The 20,841-nt window shown below is 73.6% G+C and carries 17 protein-coding genes and 1 rRNA gene; 14 read left to right on the forward strand and 4 right to left on the reverse strand.

What is annotated here, in order from left to right:
- The 3 genes from rrf to AB0K02_RS32880 all read left to right on the forward strand — a co-directional run.
- Positions 1–91: ribosomal RNA gene (rrf, locus tag AB0K02_RS32870) — 5S ribosomal RNA — on the forward strand; the annotation flags it as partial.
- Positions 92–96: 5 nt separating this feature from the next.
- Complete coding sequence (locus AB0K02_RS32875; protein WP_365996273.1) at positions 97–1,506, forward strand: hypothetical protein; 1,410 nt, start codon at positions 97–99, stop codon at positions 1,504–1,506.
- A complete protein-coding gene (locus AB0K02_RS32880; protein WP_365996274.1) occupies positions 1,491–2,198 on the forward strand; it encodes a hypothetical protein in 708 nt (235 codons plus the stop codon). The genes AB0K02_RS32875 and AB0K02_RS32880 overlap by 16 nt, the downstream gene beginning before the upstream one ends.
- Before the next feature lie 73 nt (positions 2,199–2,271).
- On the opposite strand, the gene AB0K02_RS32885 is transcribed toward AB0K02_RS32880, so the two are convergent.
- Positions 2,272–3,555 (reverse strand): DUF1015 domain-containing protein, encoded by a 1,284-nt coding sequence (locus AB0K02_RS32885; RefSeq protein WP_365996275.1) that lies wholly within the window; start codon positions 3,553–3,555, stop codon positions 2,272–2,274.
- 71 nt (positions 3,556–3,626) lie between these two features.
- Between AB0K02_RS32885 and AB0K02_RS32890 the strand changes: the two genes are divergently transcribed.
- From AB0K02_RS32890 to AB0K02_RS32905, 4 genes are all read left to right on the forward strand, one after another.
- Entirely contained in the window at positions 3,627–4,655 is a 1,029-nt protein-coding gene (locus tag AB0K02_RS32890) for an HAD hydrolase-like protein (RefSeq protein WP_365996276.1), read from the forward strand.
- Positions 4,656–4,763: 108 nt separating this feature from the next.
- Positions 4,764–5,816, forward strand: a complete 1,053-nt coding sequence (locus tag AB0K02_RS32895; RefSeq protein ID WP_365996277.1) for an iron chelate uptake ABC transporter family permease subunit — start codon at positions 4,764–4,766, stop codon at positions 5,814–5,816.
- A complete protein-coding gene (locus AB0K02_RS32900; protein WP_365996278.1) occupies positions 5,813–6,853 on the forward strand; it encodes an iron chelate uptake ABC transporter family permease subunit in 1,041 nt (346 codons plus the stop codon). Before AB0K02_RS32895 ends, AB0K02_RS32900 begins: the two co-directional genes overlap by 4 nt.
- A 71-nt stretch (positions 6,854–6,924) precedes the next feature.
- Positions 6,925–7,725, forward strand: coding sequence for an ABC transporter ATP-binding protein (locus AB0K02_RS32905; protein ID WP_365996279.1), 801 nt, complete (start codon positions 6,925–6,927; stop codon positions 7,723–7,725).
- Positions 7,726–8,143: 418 nt separating this feature from the next.
- Here the strand turns inward: AB0K02_RS32905 and AB0K02_RS32910 are convergent, their stop codons facing one another.
- Positions 8,144–8,491: an SCP2 sterol-binding domain-containing protein gene (locus AB0K02_RS32910; protein WP_365996281.1), complete on the reverse strand. Its 348-nt coding sequence runs from the start codon at positions 8,489–8,491 to the stop codon at positions 8,144–8,146.
- Between the two features lie 42 nt (positions 8,492–8,533).
- Between AB0K02_RS32910 and AB0K02_RS32915 the strand changes: the two genes are divergently transcribed.
- The 6 genes from AB0K02_RS32915 (at position 8,534) to AB0K02_RS32940 (ending at position 14,404) form a co-directional block, all read left to right on the forward strand.
- Complete coding sequence (locus tag AB0K02_RS32915; RefSeq protein WP_365996282.1) at positions 8,534–8,800, forward strand: hypothetical protein; 267 nt, start codon at positions 8,534–8,536, stop codon at positions 8,798–8,800.
- Positions 8,801–8,807: 7 nt separating this feature from the next.
- Positions 8,808–9,623, forward strand: coding sequence for a TlyA family RNA methyltransferase (locus AB0K02_RS32920; protein WP_365996283.1), 816 nt, complete (start codon positions 8,808–8,810; stop codon positions 9,621–9,623).
- Complete coding sequence (locus AB0K02_RS32925; RefSeq protein WP_365996284.1) at positions 9,620–10,552, forward strand: NAD kinase; 933 nt, start codon at positions 9,620–9,622, stop codon at positions 10,550–10,552. Before AB0K02_RS32920 ends, AB0K02_RS32925 begins: the two co-directional genes overlap by 4 nt.
- A gap of 96 nt (positions 10,553–10,648) precedes the next feature.
- Positions 10,649–12,367 (forward strand): DNA repair protein RecN, encoded by a 1,719-nt coding sequence (gene recN, locus AB0K02_RS32930; RefSeq protein WP_365996293.1) that lies wholly within the window; start codon positions 10,649–10,651, stop codon positions 12,365–12,367.
- A gap of 89 nt (positions 12,368–12,456) precedes the next feature.
- Positions 12,457–13,239, forward strand: a complete 783-nt coding sequence (locus AB0K02_RS32935; protein ID WP_365996285.1) for a hypothetical protein — start codon at positions 12,457–12,459, stop codon at positions 13,237–13,239.
- An 88-nt stretch (positions 13,240–13,327) separates the two neighbouring features.
- Positions 13,328–14,404 carry a glycosyltransferase family 4 protein gene (locus AB0K02_RS32940; protein ID WP_365996287.1) on the forward strand — a complete coding sequence of 359 codons (1,077 nt, stop codon included), beginning with the start codon at positions 13,328–13,330 and terminating at the stop codon, positions 14,402–14,404.
- A gap of 816 nt (positions 14,405–15,220) precedes the next feature.
- Here AB0K02_RS32940 and AB0K02_RS32945 read toward each other — a convergent pair.
- Positions 15,221–16,840 (reverse strand): PucR family transcriptional regulator ligand-binding domain-containing protein, encoded by a 1,620-nt coding sequence (locus tag AB0K02_RS32945; RefSeq protein WP_365996288.1) that lies wholly within the window; start codon positions 16,838–16,840, stop codon positions 15,221–15,223.
- Positions 16,841–16,883: 43 nt separating this feature from the next.
- Entirely contained in the window at positions 16,884–18,686 is a 1,803-nt protein-coding gene (locus AB0K02_RS32950) for a glycoside hydrolase family 15 protein (RefSeq protein ID WP_365996294.1), read from the reverse strand.
- Between the two features lie 481 nt (positions 18,687–19,167).
- On the opposite strand from AB0K02_RS32950, the gene AB0K02_RS32955 reads away from it, so the two are divergent.
- The gene (locus tag AB0K02_RS32955; protein WP_365996289.1) at positions 19,168–20,832 is read left to right on the forward strand and encodes a CTP synthase; all 1,665 of its coding nucleotides are present in this window, start codon (positions 19,168–19,170) and stop codon (positions 20,830–20,832) included.
- The last annotated feature ends 9 nt before the right edge of the window (positions 20,833–20,841 follow it).

A 20,841-nucleotide genomic window follows, 5' to 3' on the forward strand; every position in this document is an offset into this window, starting at 1 on the left:
GCCCGGTTACATTCCGAACCCGGAAGCTAAGCCTTTCAGCGCCGATGGTACTGCAGGGGGGACCCTGTGGGAGAGTAGGACGCCGCCGAACAATCTTTGAAGGACCCTTGGTCCAGCGTTCACGCTGGACCAAGGGTCCTTTTTGTTTTGCTGATATGCCGAAGCGCGGTCGATGGCCGGCTGCGCGAGAATGACTGTGGTACCCGAAGACAGGAGTCACGCCGATGTCCACCAACTCTCCCGACGATCGTCCGGAGCGCGAGCCGCGTCGCAGGGACGGTGGTGACAGGGGAGGTTTCCGCGGCGGTCGTGACGACCGGGACCGTGGGCCTCGTCGGGACAACGACCGTGGTGAGCGCGGAGGTTACCGCGGATCGCGTGACGACCGGGGCGGCCGCCCCGCCGGCGGCGGCTTCCGCCGCGACGACCGCGACCGCGATCGTGGGCCTCGTCGCGACGACGAGCGCGGTGGGTACCGCGGTCCTCGTGACGACCGGCGTGACGACCGTGGTGGTCGTCCCGTCGGCGGTGGTGGCTACGGCCGTCGTGACGACCGTCCCGGTGGCGGTTTCCGTCGCGACGACGAGCGTGGTGGCGGCTTCCGCCGCGATGACCGCCGTGATGACCGGCGTGACGACCGGCGTGATGACCGTGGTGGGTACCGCGGTTCTCGTGACGACCGGCCGCGTGACGAGCGGGGCGGTGGTTATGGTCGTCGTGACGACCGTCCGGCCGGTGGCTTCCGCCGCGACGACCGCGACCGTGACCGTGATCGGGACCGTCAGGGCGGCGGCTTCCGTCGTGACGACCGGCGTGACGACCGTGGTGGTCGTCCTGCCGGCGGCGGTGGTTATGGCCGTCGTGACGACCGTCCCGGTGGCGGTTTCCGTCGCGACGACGAGCGTGGTGGCGGCTTCCGCCGCGATGACCGCCGTGATGACCGGCGTGACGACCGGCGTGACGACCGGCGTGATGACCGTGGTGGGTACCGCGGTTCTCGTGACGACCGGCCGCGTGACGAGCGGGGCGGTGGTTATGGCCGTCGTGACGACCGTCCGGCCGGCGGCTTCCGCCGCGACGACCGCGACCGTGACCGTGATCGGGACCGTCAGGGCGGCGGCTTCCGTCGTGACGACCGGCGTGACGACCGTGGTGGTCGTCCCGGTGGTGGTGGCGGCGGTGGCTACGGCCGTCGTGACGACCGTCCGGCCGGTGGCTTCCGCCGCGACGACCGCGACCGCGACCGCCAGGGCGGCGGCTTCCGCGGTCCCCGCCGCGATGACCGCCGCGACGACCGTGGTGGGTACCGAGGCCGCGACGACCGCGGTGGCTACGGCCGTCGTGACGACCGGGACCGTTCGGACCGCGAGCCCATCAAGCGGCTGCCCATCCCCGACGACGTCACCGGCGACGAGATCGACAAGGACGTCCGGCAGGAGCTGCAGAGCCTTCCGAAGGGTCTCGCCGAGGACGTCGCCAGGAACCTCGTCATGGTCGCGAATCTGATCGACGAGGACCCCGAGCGGGCTTATGCCTACTCCCGTGTGGCCCTGCGGCTCGCGTCCCGTGTCGCCGCCGTGCGCGAGGCCGCCGGCTTCGCCGCGTACGCGACGCAGAAGTACTCCGAGGCCCTGGCCGAGTTCCGGGCGGCGCGGCGGATGACCGGCACCGTGGAACTGTGGCCCGTCATGGCCGACTGCGAGCGCGGTCTGGGTCGTCCGGAGCGGGCGCTGGCGATGGCCGGTGAGCCGGAGGTGCAGAAGCTGGACAAGGCCGGCCAGGTCGAGATGCGGCTCGTCGCCGCCGGAGCCCGCAGGGACATGGGGCAGCTGGACGCCGCCATCGTGACCCTGCAGAGCCCCGAGCTGGCCTCGAGCTCCGTGCAGCCCTGGACCGCGCGGCTGCGCTACGCGTACGCCGACGCGCTCCTGGCCGCCGGCCGCGAGAGCGAGGCGCGCGAGTGGTTCGCCAAGGCGCTCGAGGCGGACAAGGACGGAGCCACCGACGCCTCGGACCGGCTCGCCGAGATCGACGGCGTCGAGTTCGTCGACGTGATGGACGACCTCGTCGAGACCCCGGAGGACCAGGACCTCGACGAGGGCGGTGCCCCGGTGGCGGAGCGTGGGGCGGAGCCGGACGCCACCGGTGACGCCGCCGCGCAGGCCGAGGACGAGGGCCAGGACAGGTCCGCCGAGTAGCGGGCAGACGGCAGCGGTGAGACATGTGAGGGCGGTACCCGGCCGGGTACCGCCCTCACCCGCGTGTGCGGCCTCAGTCGAGTGCGAGGCTCCGCAGCACCAGGCCCGTCGCGGGCTTCGGGCCGAACGACGTCGACTTGCGCGGCATCGTGACACCTTCGCGAGCGAGGTCGCGGACGACCTCTTCGGCTACCGGGTGCATCAACACGGCGGTGCCGCCGTCCCGTTCGGCCTGGGTGACCGCCGCCCGGGTGTCGTGGATGTAGGTGATGTGCTCCGGGGTGTCGGGGATGTGCCAGATGCGGTCCAGCATCGTCGCGTGGAGCACGGTCGCGTCCAGTGTGCGCCAGGCCTCGGGGCGGCCGCCGGGGACCGTACCGGCGAGCAGCTCCGGATCCGGACGGTCGACGAGGTGGAAGCGGCCGTCACCGGCGAGCAGGAAGGCGTTGCCCTCGGCGGCCGCCCCGGCGAGGATGCCGAGTGCCTGCTCCAGGGAGACGTCGAGGTCGCGGACGCGGAACCGCCCGTCGAGTGCGGACAGGGCGTCGGCGACCGGCAGCCGGCGCAGCAGGCGGTGGATCGCGCGGACCTGGAGCGGGTAGCGGGCCGTGTCGATGAGCAGGACCAGGCCGTAGTTCCAGGGGCCCGGCGCGCCCGTGTGTTCGGCGCGCAGGCGCAGATAGGTGGCCCAGCGGTGGTGACCGTCGGCGATGAGGGCCTGATGGCGGCTCAGGTCGTCTTCGACCTCGGAGAGTTCCGCCGGGTCCGTGACCGACCACAGCCGGTGGCTGAAGCCGTCCTCGGTGGTGGTGGCGATGACCGGCGGCCTCAGGATGGTGCGCTCGATCACGGCACTGGTCCCGGAGGTTTCGCCGCCGCCGCGGTAGGCGAGGAGCAGGGGCTCCAGGTTGGCCGCGGTGGTGCGCATGAGCGCGGCGCGGTCGGCGACGACCTCCGGCATCACGTCCTCGTGCGGCAGGACGACGCCGTCGGACGGTTCGGACAGGGCGAGCGCCCCGATGACGCCGCGCTGGAGCAGATCGCCCTTGCGCTGCTCGTACACGTACAGGGCGGGCTCCGGGTCGGCGGCCAGCACGCCGTCGGAGAGCCAGCGGGACAGCGTATCGGCGGCCTGCCGGTGACGGTCCTCGGGGGAGGCGGCCTGCGGCAGGATGAGGCGAACGATGTTGTGCGGATCCGCCGACTCGAGGTGGTGCAGTCCGTCGGGCCTGACGACCACGTCGTACGGCGGCGAGGTCACGGCGGCGAGGCTGCCCACCCGCTCGGGGACGTAGCGCAGTCCGCGGAACGGGATCAGGTGCAGGCCGTCATCGGCCGCAGGACCGTCGTTGCTCATCAGGGCATCGTATGCGTGCGCGAGGGATGAGCGATGATCGGGGGAGCGAACCCGAGCGAGGAGCGATACGGATGAGTCAGCAGGGCACGAACCGGCCGGGCGGAAGCGCGACCGCGCTGAGCGAGGCGTACGACACTGCCCTGCTCGACCTCGACGGGGTGGTGTACGCGGGCGGGGAGGCGATCACGCACGCTGTCGAATCGCTGGCGACCGCCCGCGCCGGCGGAATGCACCTCGCGTATGTGACGAACAATGCGTTGCGCACCCCGGACGCCGTGGCCGGGCACCTCACGGAACTGGGCATCCCGACCGCAGCCGGGGACGTGATCACGTCCGCGCAGGCGGTGGCGCGGCTGATCTCCGAGCAGGTTCCCTCCGGTTCCCGGGTGCTGGTCGTCGGCGGCGAGGGGCTGCGGGTGGCGCTGCGTGAGCGCGGGCTCGAGCCGGTGGAGTCCGCGGAGGACGGGCCGGTGGCCGTGGTGCAGGGGTACGGCGGGCCGGATCTGCCGTGGGGGCGTTTCGCCGAGGCCTGTTACGCGATCGCGCGGGGCGTGCCGTGGTTCGCGTCCAACACCGACCTGACGATTCCCAGTGCCCGAGGCATCGCACCCGGCAACGGCGCGGCGGTCGAGGTCGTGCGGATCGCGACGGGCGCCGAGCCTCAGATCGCGGGCAAGCCGCTGCCGCCGATGCACCGGGAGACGATTCTGCGGACGGGCGCCGAGCGGCCCCTGGTGGTCGGGGACCGTCTGGACACGGACATCGAGGGCGCGTTCAACGGCGGTGTGGACTCGCTCCTCGTGCTGACGGGCGTGACGGACGCGGCGCGGCTGCTGGCGGCCGTTCCGCAGCACCGGCCGACGTACGTGGACGCCGATCTGCGCGGGATGCTGACGCCGCAGCCGGAAGTGACCAAGGCGGACGGGGAGTTCCGCTGCGGGGGCTGGAGCGCGGCGGTGCGCGGCGACGAGCTGGTGCTGGACGGCGAGGGGGCGCCGCTGGACGGGTTGCGCGCGCTGTGCGGGGCCGCGTGGACGTACGCGGGGGACGGCTCGTGCGCGCTGGACGCGGGGAAGGTGCTGGCCCGGCTGGAGTTGTAGCCCGGCGCTTGGCCGATGGAGGCAGGGGAGGCCGGTGGTGCGGGCTCGGCGAGGACGTCGCACGAACCGGCCGGAGGCGACGATGGGAGGGTAGGCTAACCTAACCTGGTGTTGGTCGAGAGTCCTCCGCAACAGAGCGCGCAGCCGGTCCCCGCAGCCGAGAGCCCCAAGCGCCACGCCCTGCGTGCCGCCGGGCTGCTGGTGTCGGTCGTGGTCCTGCTGCTGGTCTGCGTCGCGAGCATCGCCGTGGGCGCCAAGCCGATCCCGGTGGCCGACGTGTGGGACGCCCTGTTCCGGAACACGGGCACCGGAAACGACGTCATCGTCCGGGACGTACGCGTACCCAGGACGCTGCTCGGTCTGATCGTCGGGGCCGCGCTCGGCCTGTCCGGCGCGGTCATGCAGGCCCTGACCCGCAACCCCCTCGCGGAGCCCGGCCTGTTGGGCGTCAACGCGGGGGCGGCCGCCGCGGTCGTGTCGGCCATCGGCTTCCTCGGCGTCACCTCGCTCACGGGCTATGTCTGGTTCGCCTTCGGTGGGGCCGCCGTCGTCTCCGCCGCCGTGTACGTCCTCGGCGGCAGCCGCAGCGCCACCCCCGTACGGCTCGCGCTCGCCGGCACCGCGGCGACGGCCGCCCTGTACGGGTACATCAACGCCGTGCAGCTGCTCGACTCGGCGGCGCTTGACCGGCTGCGGTTCTGGACCGTCGGCTCGCTGGCGTCGGCCGAGACGGGCACGGTCACGAAGATCGTGCCGTTCGTCGCCGTGGGCGCGGTGCTGTCGCTGCTGATCGCCCGCCCGCTGAACGCCATGGAGATGGGCGACGACACCGCCCGTTCCCTGGGCGCCCACCTCAACCGCACCCGGGTCCTCGCGATGATCGCGGTCACCCTGCTGTGCGGGGCCGCGACGGCCGCGTGCGGGCCGATCGTCTTCGTCGGGCTGATGATCCCGCACGTCGTACGGGCCCTCACCGGCCCGGACATGCGCTGGATCCTGCCGTACGCCGCGGTCCTCGCGCCCGTCCTGCTGCTGGGCGCGGACGTCGTCGGCCGGATCGTCGCGCGCCCCTCCGAGCTCCAGGTCGGCATCGTCACCGCGCTGATCGGCGGGCCCGTCTTCATCCGACTCGTACGCCGCAAGAGGATGGCCCAGCTGTGAACAGCCCGGTGAAAGCCATACGCACACCCGGAGGGTTCTCCGTCCGGGTCGATCCGCGGGCATCGGCCGTCGTCCTGGTGCTCGCGGCGGCCGCGGCGGCCTCGGCCGTCGTCCTCATCGGCAGCGGGGACTTCCCCATGTCGTTCCGCGACGTCGTCGACACCCTGCTCGGGAACGGCACCGCGGCGCAGGAGTTCATCGTCCGGGAGCTGCGGCTGCCGCGGGTGCTCGTCGCCGTTCTCGTCGGGGCGTCCCTCGCCCTCAGCGGCGCGATCTTCCAGTCGCTGTCCCGCAATCCGCTCGGCAGCCCCGATGTGATCGGCTTCGGCCAGGGGGCGACCGTCGGTGCGCTCGCGGTCATCGTGCTCTTCGGCGGGGACTCGCTCGCCGTGTCCGGCGGCGCGGTCGCCGGGGGCCTCCTCACCGGCGTCCTCGTCCGCCTCCTCGCCTGGAAGCGCGGCGTGCAGGGCTTTCGGCTGGTGCTCGTCGGCATCGGCGTCGCGGCCATGCTCACCGCGGTCATCCACTACCTGATCACCAAGGCGGACCTGGTCGACGCGACCCGCGCCACGCTCTGGATGACGGGTTCCCTCGACGGACGCGACTGGGCGCAGGTCCGGCCGCTGCTGATCATGTGCGCCGTGCTGCTGCCCGTGGTCCTGGCGCACGGGAGGCCGCTGCGCATGCTGGAGATGGGCGACGACGCCGCGTACGGGCTGGGCGTGCCCGTCGAACGCACCCGGATCGTGCTGATGGGCTCAGGCGTGCTGTTCATCGCCGTGGCCACCGCTGCGGCGGGGCCGATCTCCTTCGTGGCGCTCAGCGCTCCCCAGCTGGCCCGCCGCCTGACCCGCTCGCCCGGCCCGAACCTCGCCGCGGCGGCCGTGACGGGCGCGGCGCTGCTGCTCGTGGCGGACTGGGTGGCCACCAACGCCTTCACCGACCGGCAGTTGCCCGTGGGCGTGGTGACCGGCGTGCTCGGCGGCTGCTACCTGCTCTGGCTGCTCGTCACGGAACGCAGGGCCGGCCGGATATGAGGCCGCCCGCCGCCGCGCCGACCGCGATGCCCTCTCAGAAGTCCCCTCAGAACGCCGGGAGTACGACCACCATGCAGCGTCTCACCGCGGAATCGGTCACCCTCGCCTACGACCAGCGGGTCATCGCCGAGGACCTCTCGGTGGAGATTCCCGACCGGTCCTTCACCGTGATCGTCGGCCCGAACGCCTGCGGCAAGTCGACCCTGCTGCGCGCCCTGTCCCGGATGCTCAAGCCGTCCCGGGGCAGGGTCCTGCTCGACGGACACGCCATCCACTCCATGCCCGCCAAGAAGGTGGCCAGGACGCTCGGTCTGCTCCCGCAGTCGTCGGTCGCGCCTGACGGGATCACGGTCGCCGACCTCGTGGGCCGCGGGCGTTACCCGCACCAGGGCCTGCTGCGGCAGTGGTCGGCGGAGGACGAGCGCATCGTCCAGGAGTCGATGGCTGCCACGGGGGTCGGGGGACTGGGCGACCGGTACGTCGACGAGCTGTCCGGCGGTCAGCGTCAGCGTGTGTGGATCGCGATGGCGCTGGCGCAGCAGACGCCGCTGCTGCTGCTCGACGAGCCGACGACGTTCCTGGACATCCAGCACCAGCTGGAGGTGCTGGACCTGTGCGCGGAGCTGCACGAGTCCCAGGGCCGCACGCTGGTCGCCGTGCTCCACGACCTGAACCAGGCGGCGCGCTACGCCACGCACCTGATCGCGCTGCGGGACGGGAAGGTGGTCGCGCAGGGGCCGCCGACGGAGGTGGTGACGGCGGAGCTGGTGGAGGAGGTCTTCCAGGTCAGGAGTCAGGTCATCGAGGACCCGGAGTCGGGCACGCCGCTGGTCGTACCGGCGGCGCGGAGGCGCGCGGCGACGGCGGCGTGAGGCGTCGGGGGCGGGCCGCCGCGCGCGACGTCCCCCACCCCGCCCCTTCCCGAACCGGGGCTTCGCCCCGGACCCCTGTCGCCTCGGGCGGTTGCCCGAAGCCCTGCGGCGTGGCGGGCGTGGGGCTTCGCGCCGGGTTTCGTGTTGCGGCCGGGGGGTGGCCCCGGATGCGTCTGCGGTGGGCGCCGGTGGGGCTTCGCCCCGGGTCCTGTGGCCTCGGGTGGTTGCCCGGAGCCCAGCGGCCTGGCGGCCGTCGGACTTCGCTCCGGACCCCGTGCCGCGCTCGGGCGGTGCCCGGTCGCCTCTACCTCCGACGGCCGTCGGGCTCCGCCCCGGCAGCGCCCCCGCTGCCCTGGCGGCCGGAGCGGAGCACCGTGAGCGGGTCGTCCGGCCGCGGCCCGGCCGTGGAGGGGTCCCGCTACAGCAGCGCGCGCAGGCGGAGGAGGTCGCGGAAGCCGGCTTCCAGGCGGATCCGGCCCGACGCCCATGCCCGTGCGAAGTTCAGGTCGCCGTCGACCATCGCCACCAGGTCGTCGCCCGCCATCGCCAGGCGGATCTGCGCCTTCTCCCGGGGCGGGCCCGGCAGCGTGTCCATCACCTCGATCCGGCCGTCCTGGAGGCGGCCGGTGAACGTCGTGTCCAGGTCCGTGACGTGGCAGCTGAGGGAGCGGTCCAGCGCCGCCGCGCTGCGTACGTCGCCGTCCGCCTTCGCCAGGTTGTCCGAAAGTCTCTCGAGTGCGCCGAGGCACTCCTGCGTCGTGGCCATCGTGATCGACGGTACCGCAGGGCTTCGCGGTAGCGTCTGGGCATGAGCGACTCCATGCCCGCCCAGGAGGGGCCGGTACCCGAGCCCGAGCCGGCGCCCGACCCCGCCGCGCCCGCGCCGCTCGGCGTGCCGCGCGTGCCCACCGGCAAGGCCGAGGTGGACGCCCTGCTGGAGAGGCTGGCCGACGCCGACCACCTCGCTGCCGACGGACACCTGGAGGTGTACGAGGATGTACACCGGGGTCTGCGGGACGCGCTGACCGCGCTCGACAGGCGCCCCCATGACCCGTCGCACAACCACAGGAGCTGAACCCACCGTGGCAGGAGTCGCCCGCCGCCGTCTCGACGCCGAGCTGGTACGCCGCAAGCTCGCGCGCTCGCGCGAGCACGCCGCCCAGCTGATCGCCGCCGGGCGGGTCAGCGTCGGCGGCAACACCGCGACCAAGTCCGCCACCCAGGTCGAGACGAGCGCGGCGATCGTCGTCGCCGCCGACGCCGACGACCCGGACTACGTGTCCCGTGGCGGCCACAAGCTGGCGGGCGCGCTGGCCGCCTTCGTACCGCTCGGCCTGAAGGTCGAGGGGCGGCGGGCGCTGGACGCGGGCGCGTCGACCGGCGGCTTCACCGACGTGCTGCTGCGCGCCGGCGCCGCGCACGTCGTCGCCGTGGACGTCGGCTACGGACAGCTCGCCTGGTCCCTGCAGAGCGATGAACGCGTGACCGTCAAGGACCGTACCAACGTCCGTGAGATGACGTTGGAGACGATCGACGGAGTGCCGGTGGACCTGGTGGTGGGTGATCTGTCCTTCATCCCGCTCGGGCTCGTGCTGCCGGCCATGGTCCGCTGCAGCGCGCCCGACGCGGACCTGGTCCTCATGGTCAAGCCCCAGTTCGAGGTGGGCAAGGAACGCCTCGGCAGCGGCGGCGTCGTGCGCAGCCCGGAACTGCGGGCCGAGGCCGTACGTTCTGTGGCCGAGCGGGCGGGGGAACTCGGCCTCGGTGTACGGGGGGTCACCGCCAGCCCGCTGCCCGGCCCGTCTGGGAACGTCGAATACTTTCTGTGGCTCCGGGCCGGGGCGCCCGAGCTCGATCCGGCGGACGTCGACCGTGCAGTGGCGGAGGGACCTCGTTGACCACGACAGCAGCGACCACGACATCAGCCAGAACCCGCGTACGCACCGTTTTCCTGCTCGCCCACACCGGTCGGCCCGCGGCGATCCGCAGCGCCGAACTCGTCGTCCAGGGCCTGCTGCGCAACGGCATCGACGTCCGGGTGCTGGAGGCCGAGGCGGCGGACCTGCCGCTGCCCGCGTCCGTCGAGACCGTCCCCGACGCCACGCCCGAAGTGCTCGACGGCTGCGAGCTGCTCGTCGTGCTCGGCGGTGACGGGACGCTGCTGCGCGGCGCCGAGTTCGCCCGCGCCTCCGGCGTGCCGATGCTCGGCGTCAACCTCGGCCGTGTGGGCTTCCTCGCCGAGGCCGAGCGCGACGACCTCGACAAGGTGGTCGACCGTGTCGTCACCCGCGCCTACGAGGTCGAGGAGCGCATGACCCTCGACGTCGTCGTGCACAGCAACGGCGACATCGTCCACCGGGACTGGGCGCTGAACGAGGCCGCCGTCCAGAAGGTCTCGCCCGAGCGGATGCTCGAGGTCGTCCTGGAGATCGACGGACGTCCGGTGACCGGCTTCGGCTGCGACGGCATCGTCTGCGCGACCCCGACGGGCTCGACCGCGTACGCCTTCTCGGCCGGCGGACCGGTGGTCTGGCCAGAGGTCGAGGCGCTGCTGATGGTGCCGATCAGCGCGCACGCCCTGTTCGCGAAGCCGCTGGTGACCTCCCCGGACTCGACGCTCGCCGTCGAGGTCCAGCCGCACACCCCGCACGGAGTGCTCTGGTGCGACGGCCGTCGCACCGTGGAGCTGCCCTCCGGCGCTCGTGTCGTGGTCAGGCGAGGAGCCGTTCCCGTGCGGCTGGCCCGGCTTCACCACGCCTCGTTCACGGACCGGCTTGTCGCCAAGTTCGCACTGCCGGTGTCGGGTTGGCGCGGCGCACCGCACTGAGCGCGCTCCGGCGTTGCACGGGAGAGTGAACGGGTGGCCGGGGTCCGTCGCGCGGCGGCCCCCGGACCTCGTAAGGTCGTGTCCGTGTTGGAGGAGATGCGGATACGGTCGCTCGGAGTCATCGACGACGCGGTCGTCGAGCTGTCGCCCGGGTTCACCGCGGTGACCGGCGAGACGGGCGCGGGCAAGACGATGGTCGTCACGAGCCTCGGGCTGCTGCTCGGCGGACGGGCCGACCCCGCCCTGGTGCGGATCGGCGCCAAGTCGGCGGTGGTGGAGGGGCGGATCAGGGTGTCCGCCGACGCCCCCGCCGCGCTGCGCGCCGAGGAGGCCGGGGCGGAGCTCGACGAGGGCACGCTGCTGATCAGCCGGACCGTTTCGGCGGAGGGGCGCTCGCGCGCCCACCTGGGCGGGCGTTCCGTGCCCGTCGGCATGCTCTCCGAGCTCGCCGACGAACTCGTCGCCGTCCACGGTCAGACCGACCAGCAGGGCCTGCTGCGCCCCGCGCGCCAGCGCGAGGCGCTCGACCGGTACGCGGGTGACGCGGTGACCGGCCCGCACGCCAAGTACGCGGCCGCCTACCGCCGGCTGCGTGCCGTCGCCGCGGAGCTGGACGAGCTGACCACACGCGCCCGCGAACGCGCCCAGGAAGCGGATCTGCTGCGGTTCGGCCTCGACGAGATCGCGGCCGTGGAGCCGCGCCCCGGCGAGGATGTCGAGCTGGCGGCCGAGGCCGAGCGGCTCGGACACGCCGAGGCCCTCGCCTCCGCCGCCTCCGTCGCGCACGGTGCCCTCGCGGGCAATCCCGAGGACCCCGAGGCCGTGGACGCGACCACCCTGGTCGCGGGCGCGGGACGGGCGCTGGACGCCGTACGGGCCCACGACCCTGCCCTGGCCGCGCTCGCGGACCGGATGGGCGAGATCTCCATCCTGCTCGGCGACGTGGCCGGCGAGCTCGCCGGGTACGCGGACAACCTCGACGCCGACCCGTTGCGGCTGGCCGCGGTCGAGGAGCGGCGGGCGGCCCTGACGCAGCTGACCCGCAAGTACGGCGAGGACATCGCGGCCGTGCTGGCCTGGGCCGAGCAGGGCGCGGCCCGGCTGACCGAGCTCGACGGCGACGACGACAGGATCGGCGAGCTGGTCGCTGAGCGGGACGCCCTGCGCCGTGAACTGTCCGAGCTGGCCCAGGCGTTGACGGACGCCCGTACGGAGGCCGCGGCCCGGTTCGCGCAGGCCGTCACCGAGGAGCTCGCCTCGCTCGCGATGCCGCACGCCCGGGTCTCCTTCGCCGTCCGGCAGACGGACGATCCGGACGGCGTCGAGGTGGGCGGCCGGACGGTCGCGTACGGGCCCCACGGCGTGGACGAGGTCGAGCTGCTGCTCGCGCCGCACCCGGGGGCGCCGCCGCGGCCCATCGCCAAGGGCGCGTCCGGCGGTGAGCTCTCGCGTGTGATGCTCGCCGTCGAGGTCGTCTTCGCGGGCACCGACCCGGTGCCGACGTACCTCTTCGACGAGGTCGACGCGGGTGTGGGCGGCAAGGCGGCGGTCGAGATCGGGCGGCGCCTCGCGAAGCTGGCCAGGTCGGCCCAGGTGGTCGTGGTCACCCACCTGCCGCAGGTGGCCGCGTTCGCGGACCGGCAGTTGCTCGTCGAGAAGACCGACGACGGCTCCGTGACCCGCTCCGGGGTCACCGTCCTGGAGGGCGAGGACCGGGTGCGCGAGCTGTCCCGGATGCTCGCGGGCCAGGAGGACTCGCAGACGGCGAGGGCGCACGCGGAGGAACTGCTGGCAGCGGCCCGCGCCGACGGCTGACCCGGGAGGGTGCGGACATCCGCGTGACCGGGCGCCCCGGCGCACCCGGGCGGCGCGGCGGCGCACGCGCGTGATCATAGGGTGGGGCGATGCGAGCAGGCCAGGAGACCAGGAACCCCGCCCGGACCACCGCCCTCCTCACCGCCTTCGGCGCCACGAGGTCGGTCACCGCGGCGCTGCGGCGGCGCGTGGCCCCCGGCTGCGCACGCTGGGAGCGCACGAATCACGCCGGACGCACCGTCGACCTGTTCGCCGGACCGGCCGTCGCCCTCGGCTCCGTGGCCGGCGCCCTGCCCGCCCGCACGCGAGGCGCCGCGGTGATCGCCGTCGGCGCGGCCGGGCTGTGCGGGGCCTACGACGACATCGCCGGCGCCGGGGACCCGCGGCGCGGCTTCCGGGCCCACCTGGGCGCCCTGCGCCGGGGCGAGGTGACGAGCGGAGCGGTCAAACTGTTCGGGATCGGCGCCGCCGGGCTCGTCGCCGGGGCGATGCTCAAGGAACGTCCGCTCGACAGGCTCCTCGCCGGGGTGGTGATCGCCGGCTCCGCGCATTTCGTCAACCTCGTCGACGTGGCGCCGGGGCGCGCCGCCCTCGCCGTCATGGGGCTCGGCGCGCCCGGCCTGCTGCGCCGGGGAGCCGCCGGCGCGCTCGCCGCCGCGCCGGTGGGCGCCGCGGCCGCCGTCGTCACCGACGACCTCGGCGAGCGCACCATGCTCGGCGACACCGGTGCCCATGCGCTGGGCGCAGCGCTCGGTACGGCGGTCGTGGCGGGCAACGGTCGCGCAGGACTCGTCCTGCACGCCGCGGCCTTCGTCGCGGCGGCGGTACGGGGAGCCGACGTCAGCAGGATCGCGGCCAAATCACCTATGTGAGTGATCCCGTCACCGAGGACCCCGTTCCGATACAGGCACGACATCAGGACGGTGCCTGAACGTCCGTACGGGCTGGCATTCTTGGCGCGTGACAGAGCTGCGTACGGTCCAGGTACTGGGCGGCGGCAGTGCGGGCAGCAGCGCGCACGTCAGGTCGCTGGCCGCGGGGCTGGTGGCGCGGGGCGTGCGGGTGACGGTGTGCGCCCCCGCCGAACTGGATGACACATACGACTACTTGGGCACCGGAGCGCACTTCGTGCCCGTGCCGCGCCGGAGCGATCCGCTGTCCGTCGGCGCCCTGCGCGCGGCGTGCGCCGACGCGGACGTGGTGCACGCGCACGGGCTGCACGCCGCCGTGCGCGCCGCGCTCGCGCTGAGCGGGCAGCGCGTGCCGCTCGTCGTCACATGGCACACCCGCGGGCACGGTGAGGGCGCGCGGCGCCAGGTCCTGCGGCTCATCGAGCGAAGGGCCGTACGGGCGGCGGCCGTTGTGTTCGCCACCTGCTCCGAGCTCGTGGACCGGGCCCGCGCCCGCGGTGCCCGCGACGCCCGGCTCGCGCCGCTGGCGACGCCCCGCGGCTGCGTGCCGCTGGGCCGCCCGGACAAGAAGCGGGCCGAACTCGGCGTCGTGGAGCGGCCGTTGCTGGTCGCCGTCGGAAGCCTCGACGAACACCGCGGGTACGGGGTGCTGCTGGACGCCGCCCGCCAGTGGCGCGCCCGGGACCCGGCGCCGCTGCTGCTGATCGCGGGGGAGGGGCCTCAGCGGGCGGCGCTCCAGCGGCGCATCGAGGACGAGGACCTGCCCGTGCGGCTGCTCGGCCGGTGCGACGACGCGGCCGAGATCCTCGCGGCCGCGGACGTCGCGGTCCTGCCCAGTCGCTGGGAGGCGCGCCCGGTGCCGGCGCAGGAGGCACTGCGGCTGGGCGTCCCCCTCGTCGCGACGGCGGTGGGCGGCGTGCCCGAACTGGTCGGCGAGGCGGCGGTGCTGGTCCCGTACGGGGACGCGGGCGCGCTGGCATCGGCCGTCTCCGGACTGCTGGCTGACCCGGTGCGCCGGGAGGAGCTGGCACGGGCGGGGCGGGTGCAGGCGGGGGCGTGGCCGTCCGAGGACGACACGATCGCGCAGATGCTGAGCGTGTACGACGAGGTGGTGGGCGGGGGCTGAGGCGCGCGGGGCATTTCCCGGGGCTTCGCCCCGTGCCCCGTTTCGCCCTCCGCGCGGTGCCGGGAGGTCGGCGCGCCGTGTGGAGGGGGCGCTGCGCGGGGGGCTTTCCCCATCCCGCCCTTCCCGTGACTGGGGCTGCGCCCCGGACCCCGAGCCGTGTGCCGTGGCTTCGCCCCGGGCTGGATGCGCCGCCGCGCGATGGCAACGGGGACTCTGCCCAGCCACCCGGTCCGCACGTGCTGCGCGCGGTGCCGGGAGGTCGGCGCGCCGTGTCGAGGGGGCCGCTGCGCGGGGCGCTTTCCCCACCCCGGCCCCTTCCCGTGACTGGGGCTGCGGCCCAGACCCCGAGCCGTGTGCCGTGGCGTCGCCCCGGGCTGGATGCGCCGCCGCGCGACGGCAACGGGGCTCCGCCCAGCCCCCGCTCCGCACGCGCTCCGCGCGGTGCCGGGAGGTCGGCGCGCCGTGTCGAGGGGCCCGCTGCGCGGGGTTTTCCCCACCCCGGCCCCTTCCCGTGACTGGGGCTGCGCCCCGGACCCCGAGCCGTGTGCCGTGGCGTCGCCCCGGGCTGGATGCGCCGCCGCGCGATGACAACGGGGCTCCGCCCAGCCCCCGCTCCGCACGCGCTCCGCGCGGCGTCGCCCTCAGTCGTCGCAGGGGCCGGGCACGGCGCTGCGCGAAGAACCAACCCGCGCCGGCTGACCCGTCGAGCCCCGCCGGCGTTTGAGGCGCGGGGTTCGGGGCGGAGCCCCGAGGAGTACCCCGCGGGCGCGGGGTTCGGGGCGAGCCCCGACAGGGGCGCGGGGGCGGCCTCCCCGGTCAGGGCGCGTGGCGGCGGGCGCGGAGGGCAAGGCTCAGGGAGAGCACCGTCTCCGGGTCGTCCAGGTCCGTGCCCAGCAGCTCCCCGATCCGCGCCAGCCTGTTGTACAGCGTCTGCCGGTTCAGATGCAGTTCGCGCGCGGTCTCCGCCTTGCGGCCCGCGTGGGCCAGATACGTCTCCAGCGTCGGCAGCAGCGGCGGGCGTGACGTCGCGTCGTGTGCCCGCAGCGGCCCGATCGCGCGGTCCACGAACGCCGCCAGGTCCGGATGCTCGCGCAGTCGCCACAGCAGCAGGTCGATGTCCAGACGACGGGCGTCGTACCAGGGGCGGTCGCTCAGCCCCCGCGCCGCCGTCGCCGTCTCCGCCGCGTGCCGCAGCCCTGCCCCCGCCGTGGCCCAGCCGCCCGCCACGCCCACCACGACCACCGGCGGGTGCGCCGCCCTCCCGAGGCCCGCCCGTTCGACGCCCGTGCGCAGCGCGTCGGCGACCCGGCCGGCGACCACTGTCCGGTCGGATTCCGCCCGGAGGCCGACGAGGAGCGGTACGCGGCCCTCCACGGGGCGCACGCCGAGCAGGACCGGCACTCCGAGGGAGGCCAGCGCATCGGAGACGGCCCGGGCGAGCACGGCCCAGTTGCCCGTCGGCGTCAGCTCGGCGGCGAGCCGCATCACCACCGGCAGCAGCGGGCCCGAACCCGGCTTGAAGCCGAGCACGCGGGCCTGCGCCGGGGCGTCCTCCGGGGCGATGCGGCCCTCGGCCAGGTCGGTCAGGAAGTCGCCGCGGCCACGGGCCGCGAGCTCCTCCTCCTGGCGGGCCTGCATGAGGACGACCGCGAGCGACGCGGCCGCGCGCTGCGCGGCGATGCGGTGCACGGGCAGCAACGGGGACGACACCGCCAGCAGCACCAGCCGGGCGCGCACCGCGGCCGTGCCCCGGCCGCCGCCCGGAACGTCCACCAGGACGGCGTTCGTCGGCGGCCCGTCCTGGCGTCCGCCGCGCAGCCCTTCCCACACCTGGAGCGGATCGGCGACGGCCGCCTCGTCGCCGGGGGTGTCCGCCGCGTACAGCAGCTGCCCGTCGGGTGTCTCCAGGAAGACGGGGTCGCCCGTGAACGAGGCGAGAATGCCGAGCACCTGGGGGACTCCGCCGCCGGCCAGCAGCGCCTCGGTGCACCGCCGGTTCACCTCTTCGGCCTGCCGCAGCAGCGCGTAGTGGCCGTTGACGATCTCGGTGTGGATCTCCTCCGTCACCGTCACGAACGGCACCTCGCGGTGCAGCTGGACCAGCGGCAGCCCGGCCGCGCGCGCCGTCTCGACGATCGCGGCGGGCAGGCGCGCGAACCGCGCCCCCAGTTCGACGACGAGCGCGGCGATCCCGCGTTCCGCCAGCCGGTTCACGAAGGCGCGCTGCTCGGCCGGTCTGGTACCGAGCCCCAGACCGGTCGTCAGCAGCAGTTCGCCGCCCTTGAGGAGCGAGGCGATGTTGGGCACCTCACCGGCGTGCACCCAGCGGACCGTGCGGTCGAGCCGGTCGGCCCCGGCCAGGACCTCCGGCAGCCCACTGCGCAGGCCCGGCAGCTCCAGCGCCCGCCGCACGGTGATGCCGCCCTGCGTGTCCATGGCTGCGGACGCTACAGGGGCGGCACGACCAGCGACAACACGGTCAGCCTCCGTACGCGCCCGAGGCCGTCAGCCGCAGGGCGGTGTCGATCAGCGGAACGTGACTGAACGCCTGGGGGAAGTTGCCCACCTGCCGCTGGAGCCGCGGGTCCCACTCCTCGGCGAGCAGCCCGAGGTCGTTGCGCAGGGCCAGCAGCTTCTCGAACAGCTTGCGGGCCTCGTCGACCCGGCCGATCATCGCCAGGTCGTCGGCCATCCAGAACGAACACGCGAGGAAGGCGCCCTCGTCGCCAGGAAGGCCGTCCACGCCCTCTTCGGCGCCCTCGGTCGGGTAGCGCAGGATGAAGCCGTCCGACGTCGACAGCTCGCGCTGGATCGCCTCGATCGTGCCGATGACCCGCTTGTCGTCGGGCGGCAGGAAGCCCATCTGCGGGATCAGCAGCAGGGAGGCGTCGAGCTCCTGCGAGCCGTACGACTGGGTGAAGGTGTTGCGCTCCTTGTCGTAGCCCTTCTCGCAGACGTCCCGGTGGATCTCGTCGCGCAGCTCGCGCCAGCGGTCCAGCGGTCCGTCGGCGTCGCCGGACTCGATGAGCTTGATCGTGCGGTCGACGGCGACCCAGGCCATCACCTTGGAGTGCACGAAGTGCCGGCGCGGGCCGCGCACCTCCCAGATGCCCTCGTCGGGCTGGTCCCAGTGCTTCTCCAGGTACTGGATCAGCTTGAGCTGGAGCAGCGAGGCGTAGTCGTTGCGCGCCAGGCCGGTCATGTGCGCGAGGTGCAGGGCCTCGGTGACCTCGCCGTAGACGTCGAGCTGGAGCTGGTGCGCGGCGCCGTTGCCGACCCGGACCGGGCTGGAGTTCTCGTAGCCCGGCAGCCAGTCCAACTCGGCCTCGCCCAGTTCCCGTTCGCCCGCGATGCCGTACATGATCTGCAGGTTCTCGGGGTCGCCGGCGACCGCGCGGAGCAGCCACTCGCGCCAGGCGCGGGCCTCCTCGCGGTATCCGGTGCGCAGCAGCGACGACAGGGTGATCGCCGCGTCGCGCAGCCAGGTGTAGCGGTAGTCCCAGTTCCGTACGCCGCCGATGTCCTCGGGGAGCGAGGTCGTCGGCGCGGCGACGATCCCGCCGGTCGGCGCGTACGTCAGGGCCTTCAGCGTGATCAGGGAGCGGACGACGGCCTCGCGGTAGGGGCCGTGGTAGGTGCAGTGGTCGACCCATTCGCGCCAGAAGTCGGCGGTGGCGTCCAAGGAGCCCTCGGGGTCCGGCAGGCCCGGCTGCTCCTTGTGCGAGGGCTGCCAGCTGATCGTGAACGCGATCCGCTCGCCGGGGGAGACGGTGAAGTCCGAGTAGGTGGTCAGGTCCTTGCCGTACGTCTCGGCGTCGGTGTCCAGCCAGACGGAGTCGGGTCCGGCGACGGCGACCGTACGGTTGTCGATCTTGTGCACCCACGGGACCACGCGCCCGTAGCTGAACCGCATGCGCAGCTCGGAGCGCATCGGCACCCGGCCGCTGACGCCCTCCACGATCCGGATCAGCTGGGGCGCCCCGTCACGAGGCGGCATGAAATCGGTCACGCGGACCGTGCCGCGCGGCGTGTCGAACTCCGACTCGAGGATCAGCGAGTCGCCACGGTAGCGGCGGCGGTCGGCGGCCGGTGGTGCGTCGTTCACGCTGTACGCCGGCCCGAGCCGCCAGAATCCGTGCTCCTCGGTGCCGAGGATCCCGGCGAAGATGGCATGCGAGTCGAAGCGGGGCAGGCACAGCCAGTCGACCGTGCCGTCCCGGCAGACCAGTGCTGCGGTCTGCATGTCTCCGATGAGTGCGTAATCCTCGATGCGCCCGGCCACGTGCATCTCCAGTCGAACGGCCACGTCCGCCCCGCGGGGCGCTTACTGCAGTCAAGGGTCGTTGACGAGCTGCGGCGACCCCAACACCACAGTGGCACCGTCGCCACCCGCATGGTGTGGGGGTGCCGGATTTTCCGGGTGACGGGGCTCCGTGGTGCCGGTCGACCGGCCCGGCTCGGCAGCGAGTGTCCAGGCAGGATACGACGCACGCAAGTGGTCCGCGCAGGTGTCCGGACAACATGACTGCGCCGAACGGGCGAGCGGCGGGCGGGCCGCGGTGAACGGTCCCCGCGCCTGCCCGGTGCGCGGCGCCGGGTGTGGCCGGAAGCGGCCGTGGCCCGTCGCTGATACCCTGGTACCCCGTGGACCGGTGGCCGTCCCGATACGAGAAGGCCCCGACACCGCAGCGACGGCACCCCCGAATCCGGGTCGGACGCCGGCACGCACCCCACTTCGCGACCACGGGAGCCCCCTCTTGGCGATGCCGCCCAAATCCATGACGACCAAGCACATCTTCGTCACCGGGGGTGTCGCCTCCTCCCTCGGCAAGGGCCTCACGGCCTCCAGCCTGGGCGCGCTGCTCAAGGCGCGGGGCCTGCGGGTCACCATGCAGAAGCTCGACCCGTACCTGAACGTCGACCCGGGCACCATGAACCCGTTCCAGCACGGTGAGGTGTTCGTCACCAACGACGGCGCCGAGACCGACCTGGACATCGGCCACTACGAGCGCTTCCTCGACGTCGACCTCGACGGCTCGGCCAACGTCACCACCGGCCAGGTCTACTCCCAGGTCATCGCCAAGGAGCGGCGCGGCGAGTACCTCGGCGACACGGTGCAGGTCATCCCGCACATCACCAACGAGATCAAGTCGCGCATCCGCCGCATGGCCACCGACGACGTCGACGTGGTGATCACCGAGGTGGGCGGCACCGTGGGCGACATCGAGTCGCTTCCGTTCCTGGAGACCGTCCGCCAGGTCCGCCACGAGGTCGGCCGGGACAACGTCTTCGTGGTGCACATCTCGCTGCTGCCCTACATCGGCCCGTCCGGCGAGCTGAAGACCAAGCCGACACAGCACTCGGTCGCCGCGCTGCGCAACATCGGTATCCAGCCGGACGCGATCGTGCTGCGCGCGGACCGTGACGTGCCGACCGCGATCAAGCGCAAGATCTCGCTCATGTGCGACGTCGACGAGGCCGCGGTCGTCGCCGCCATCGACGCCAAGTCGATCTACGACATTCCGAAGGTGCTGCACACCGAGGGCCTGGACGCGTACGTCGTGCGCAAGCTGGACCTGCCGTTCCGCGACGTCGACTGGACCACGTGGGACGACCTGCTGGACCGCGTACACAACCCCGACCACGAGGTCACCGTCGCGCTGGTGGGCAAGTACATCGACCTGCCCGACGCCTATCTGTCGGTGACCGAGGCGATGCGCGCCGGCGGGTTCGCGAACAAGGCCCGCGTCAAGGTCAAGTGGGTCACCTCCGACGACTGCAAGACGCAGGCGGGCGCGCAGAAGCAGCTCGGCGACGTCGACGCGATCGTCATCCCCGGCGGCTTCGGCGAGCGCGGTGTCGACGGCAAGGTCGGCGCCATCCGCTGGGCCCGCGAGAACAAGGTCCCGCTGCTCGGCCTGTGCCTGGGCCTGCAGTGCATCGTGATCGAGGCCGCGCGCAACCTGGCCGAGATCCCCGACGCCAACTCCACCGAGTTCGACGCGGCCACCGCGCACCCGGTGATCTCCACCATGGAGGAGCAGCTCGCCTACGTGGAGGGCGCGGGCGACCTGGGCGGCACCATGCGGCTCGGCCTGTACCCGGCCAAGCTCGCCGAGGGCTCGATCGTGCGCGAGGTCTACGCGGACCAGCCGTACGTCGAGGAGCGCCACCGCCACCGCTACGAGGTGAACAACGCCTACCGCGCGGAGCTGGAGAAGAAGGCGGGCATCCTCTTCTCGGGCACGTCCCCCGACAACAAGCTCGTCGAGTACGTCGAGTACCCGCGCGAGGTGCACCCCTACCTGGTCGCCACCCAGGCGCACCCCGAGCTGCGCTCGCGCCCGACCCGTCCGCACCCGCTGTTCGCCGGTCTGGTGAAGGCGGCCGTGGAGCGCCGGCAGGCCGCGAGCACGTCGGGCGAGTGACCCCAGGCG

Source organism: Streptomyces sp. NPDC049597 (assembly GCF_040675505.1).
In the GTDB taxonomy this organism is placed as follows: domain Bacteria; phylum Actinomycetota; class Actinomycetes; order Streptomycetales; family Streptomycetaceae; genus Streptomyces.

Excerpts from the sequence above, each read along its gene's own strand:
- AB0K02_RS32885 (WP_365996275.1), bottom strand. The coding sequence starts at position 3,555 with ATGAGCAACGACGGTCCTGCGGCCGATGACGGCCTGCACCTGATCCCG.
- recN (WP_365996293.1), top strand. The coding sequence starts at position 10,649 with ATGCGGATACGGTCGCTCGGAGTCATCGACGACGCGGTCGTCGAGCTG.
- AB0K02_RS32955 (WP_365996289.1), top strand. The coding sequence starts at position 19,168 with ATGCCGCCCAAATCCATGACGACCAAGCACATCTTCGTCACCGGGGGT.
- AB0K02_RS32945 (WP_365996288.1), bottom strand. The coding sequence starts at position 16,840 with ATGGACACGCAGGGCGGCATCACCGTGCGGCGGGCGCTGGAGCTGCCG.
- AB0K02_RS32880 (WP_365996274.1), top strand. The coding sequence starts at position 1,491 with ATGGTCGCGAATCTGATCGACGAGGACCCCGAGCGGGCTTATGCCTAC.
- AB0K02_RS32910 (WP_365996281.1), bottom strand. The coding sequence starts at position 8,491 with ATGGCCACGACGCAGGAGTGCCTCGGCGCACTCGAGAGACTTTCGGAC.
- AB0K02_RS32935 (WP_365996285.1), top strand. The coding sequence starts at position 12,457 with ATGCGAGCAGGCCAGGAGACCAGGAACCCCGCCCGGACCACCGCCCTC.
- AB0K02_RS32915 (WP_365996282.1), top strand. The coding sequence starts at position 8,534 with ATGAGCGACTCCATGCCCGCCCAGGAGGGGCCGGTACCCGAGCCCGAG.
- AB0K02_RS32890 (WP_365996276.1), top strand. The coding sequence starts at position 3,627 with ATGAGTCAGCAGGGCACGAACCGGCCGGGCGGAAGCGCGACCGCGCTG.
- AB0K02_RS32905 (WP_365996279.1), top strand. The coding sequence starts at position 6,925 with ATGCAGCGTCTCACCGCGGAATCGGTCACCCTCGCCTACGACCAGCGG.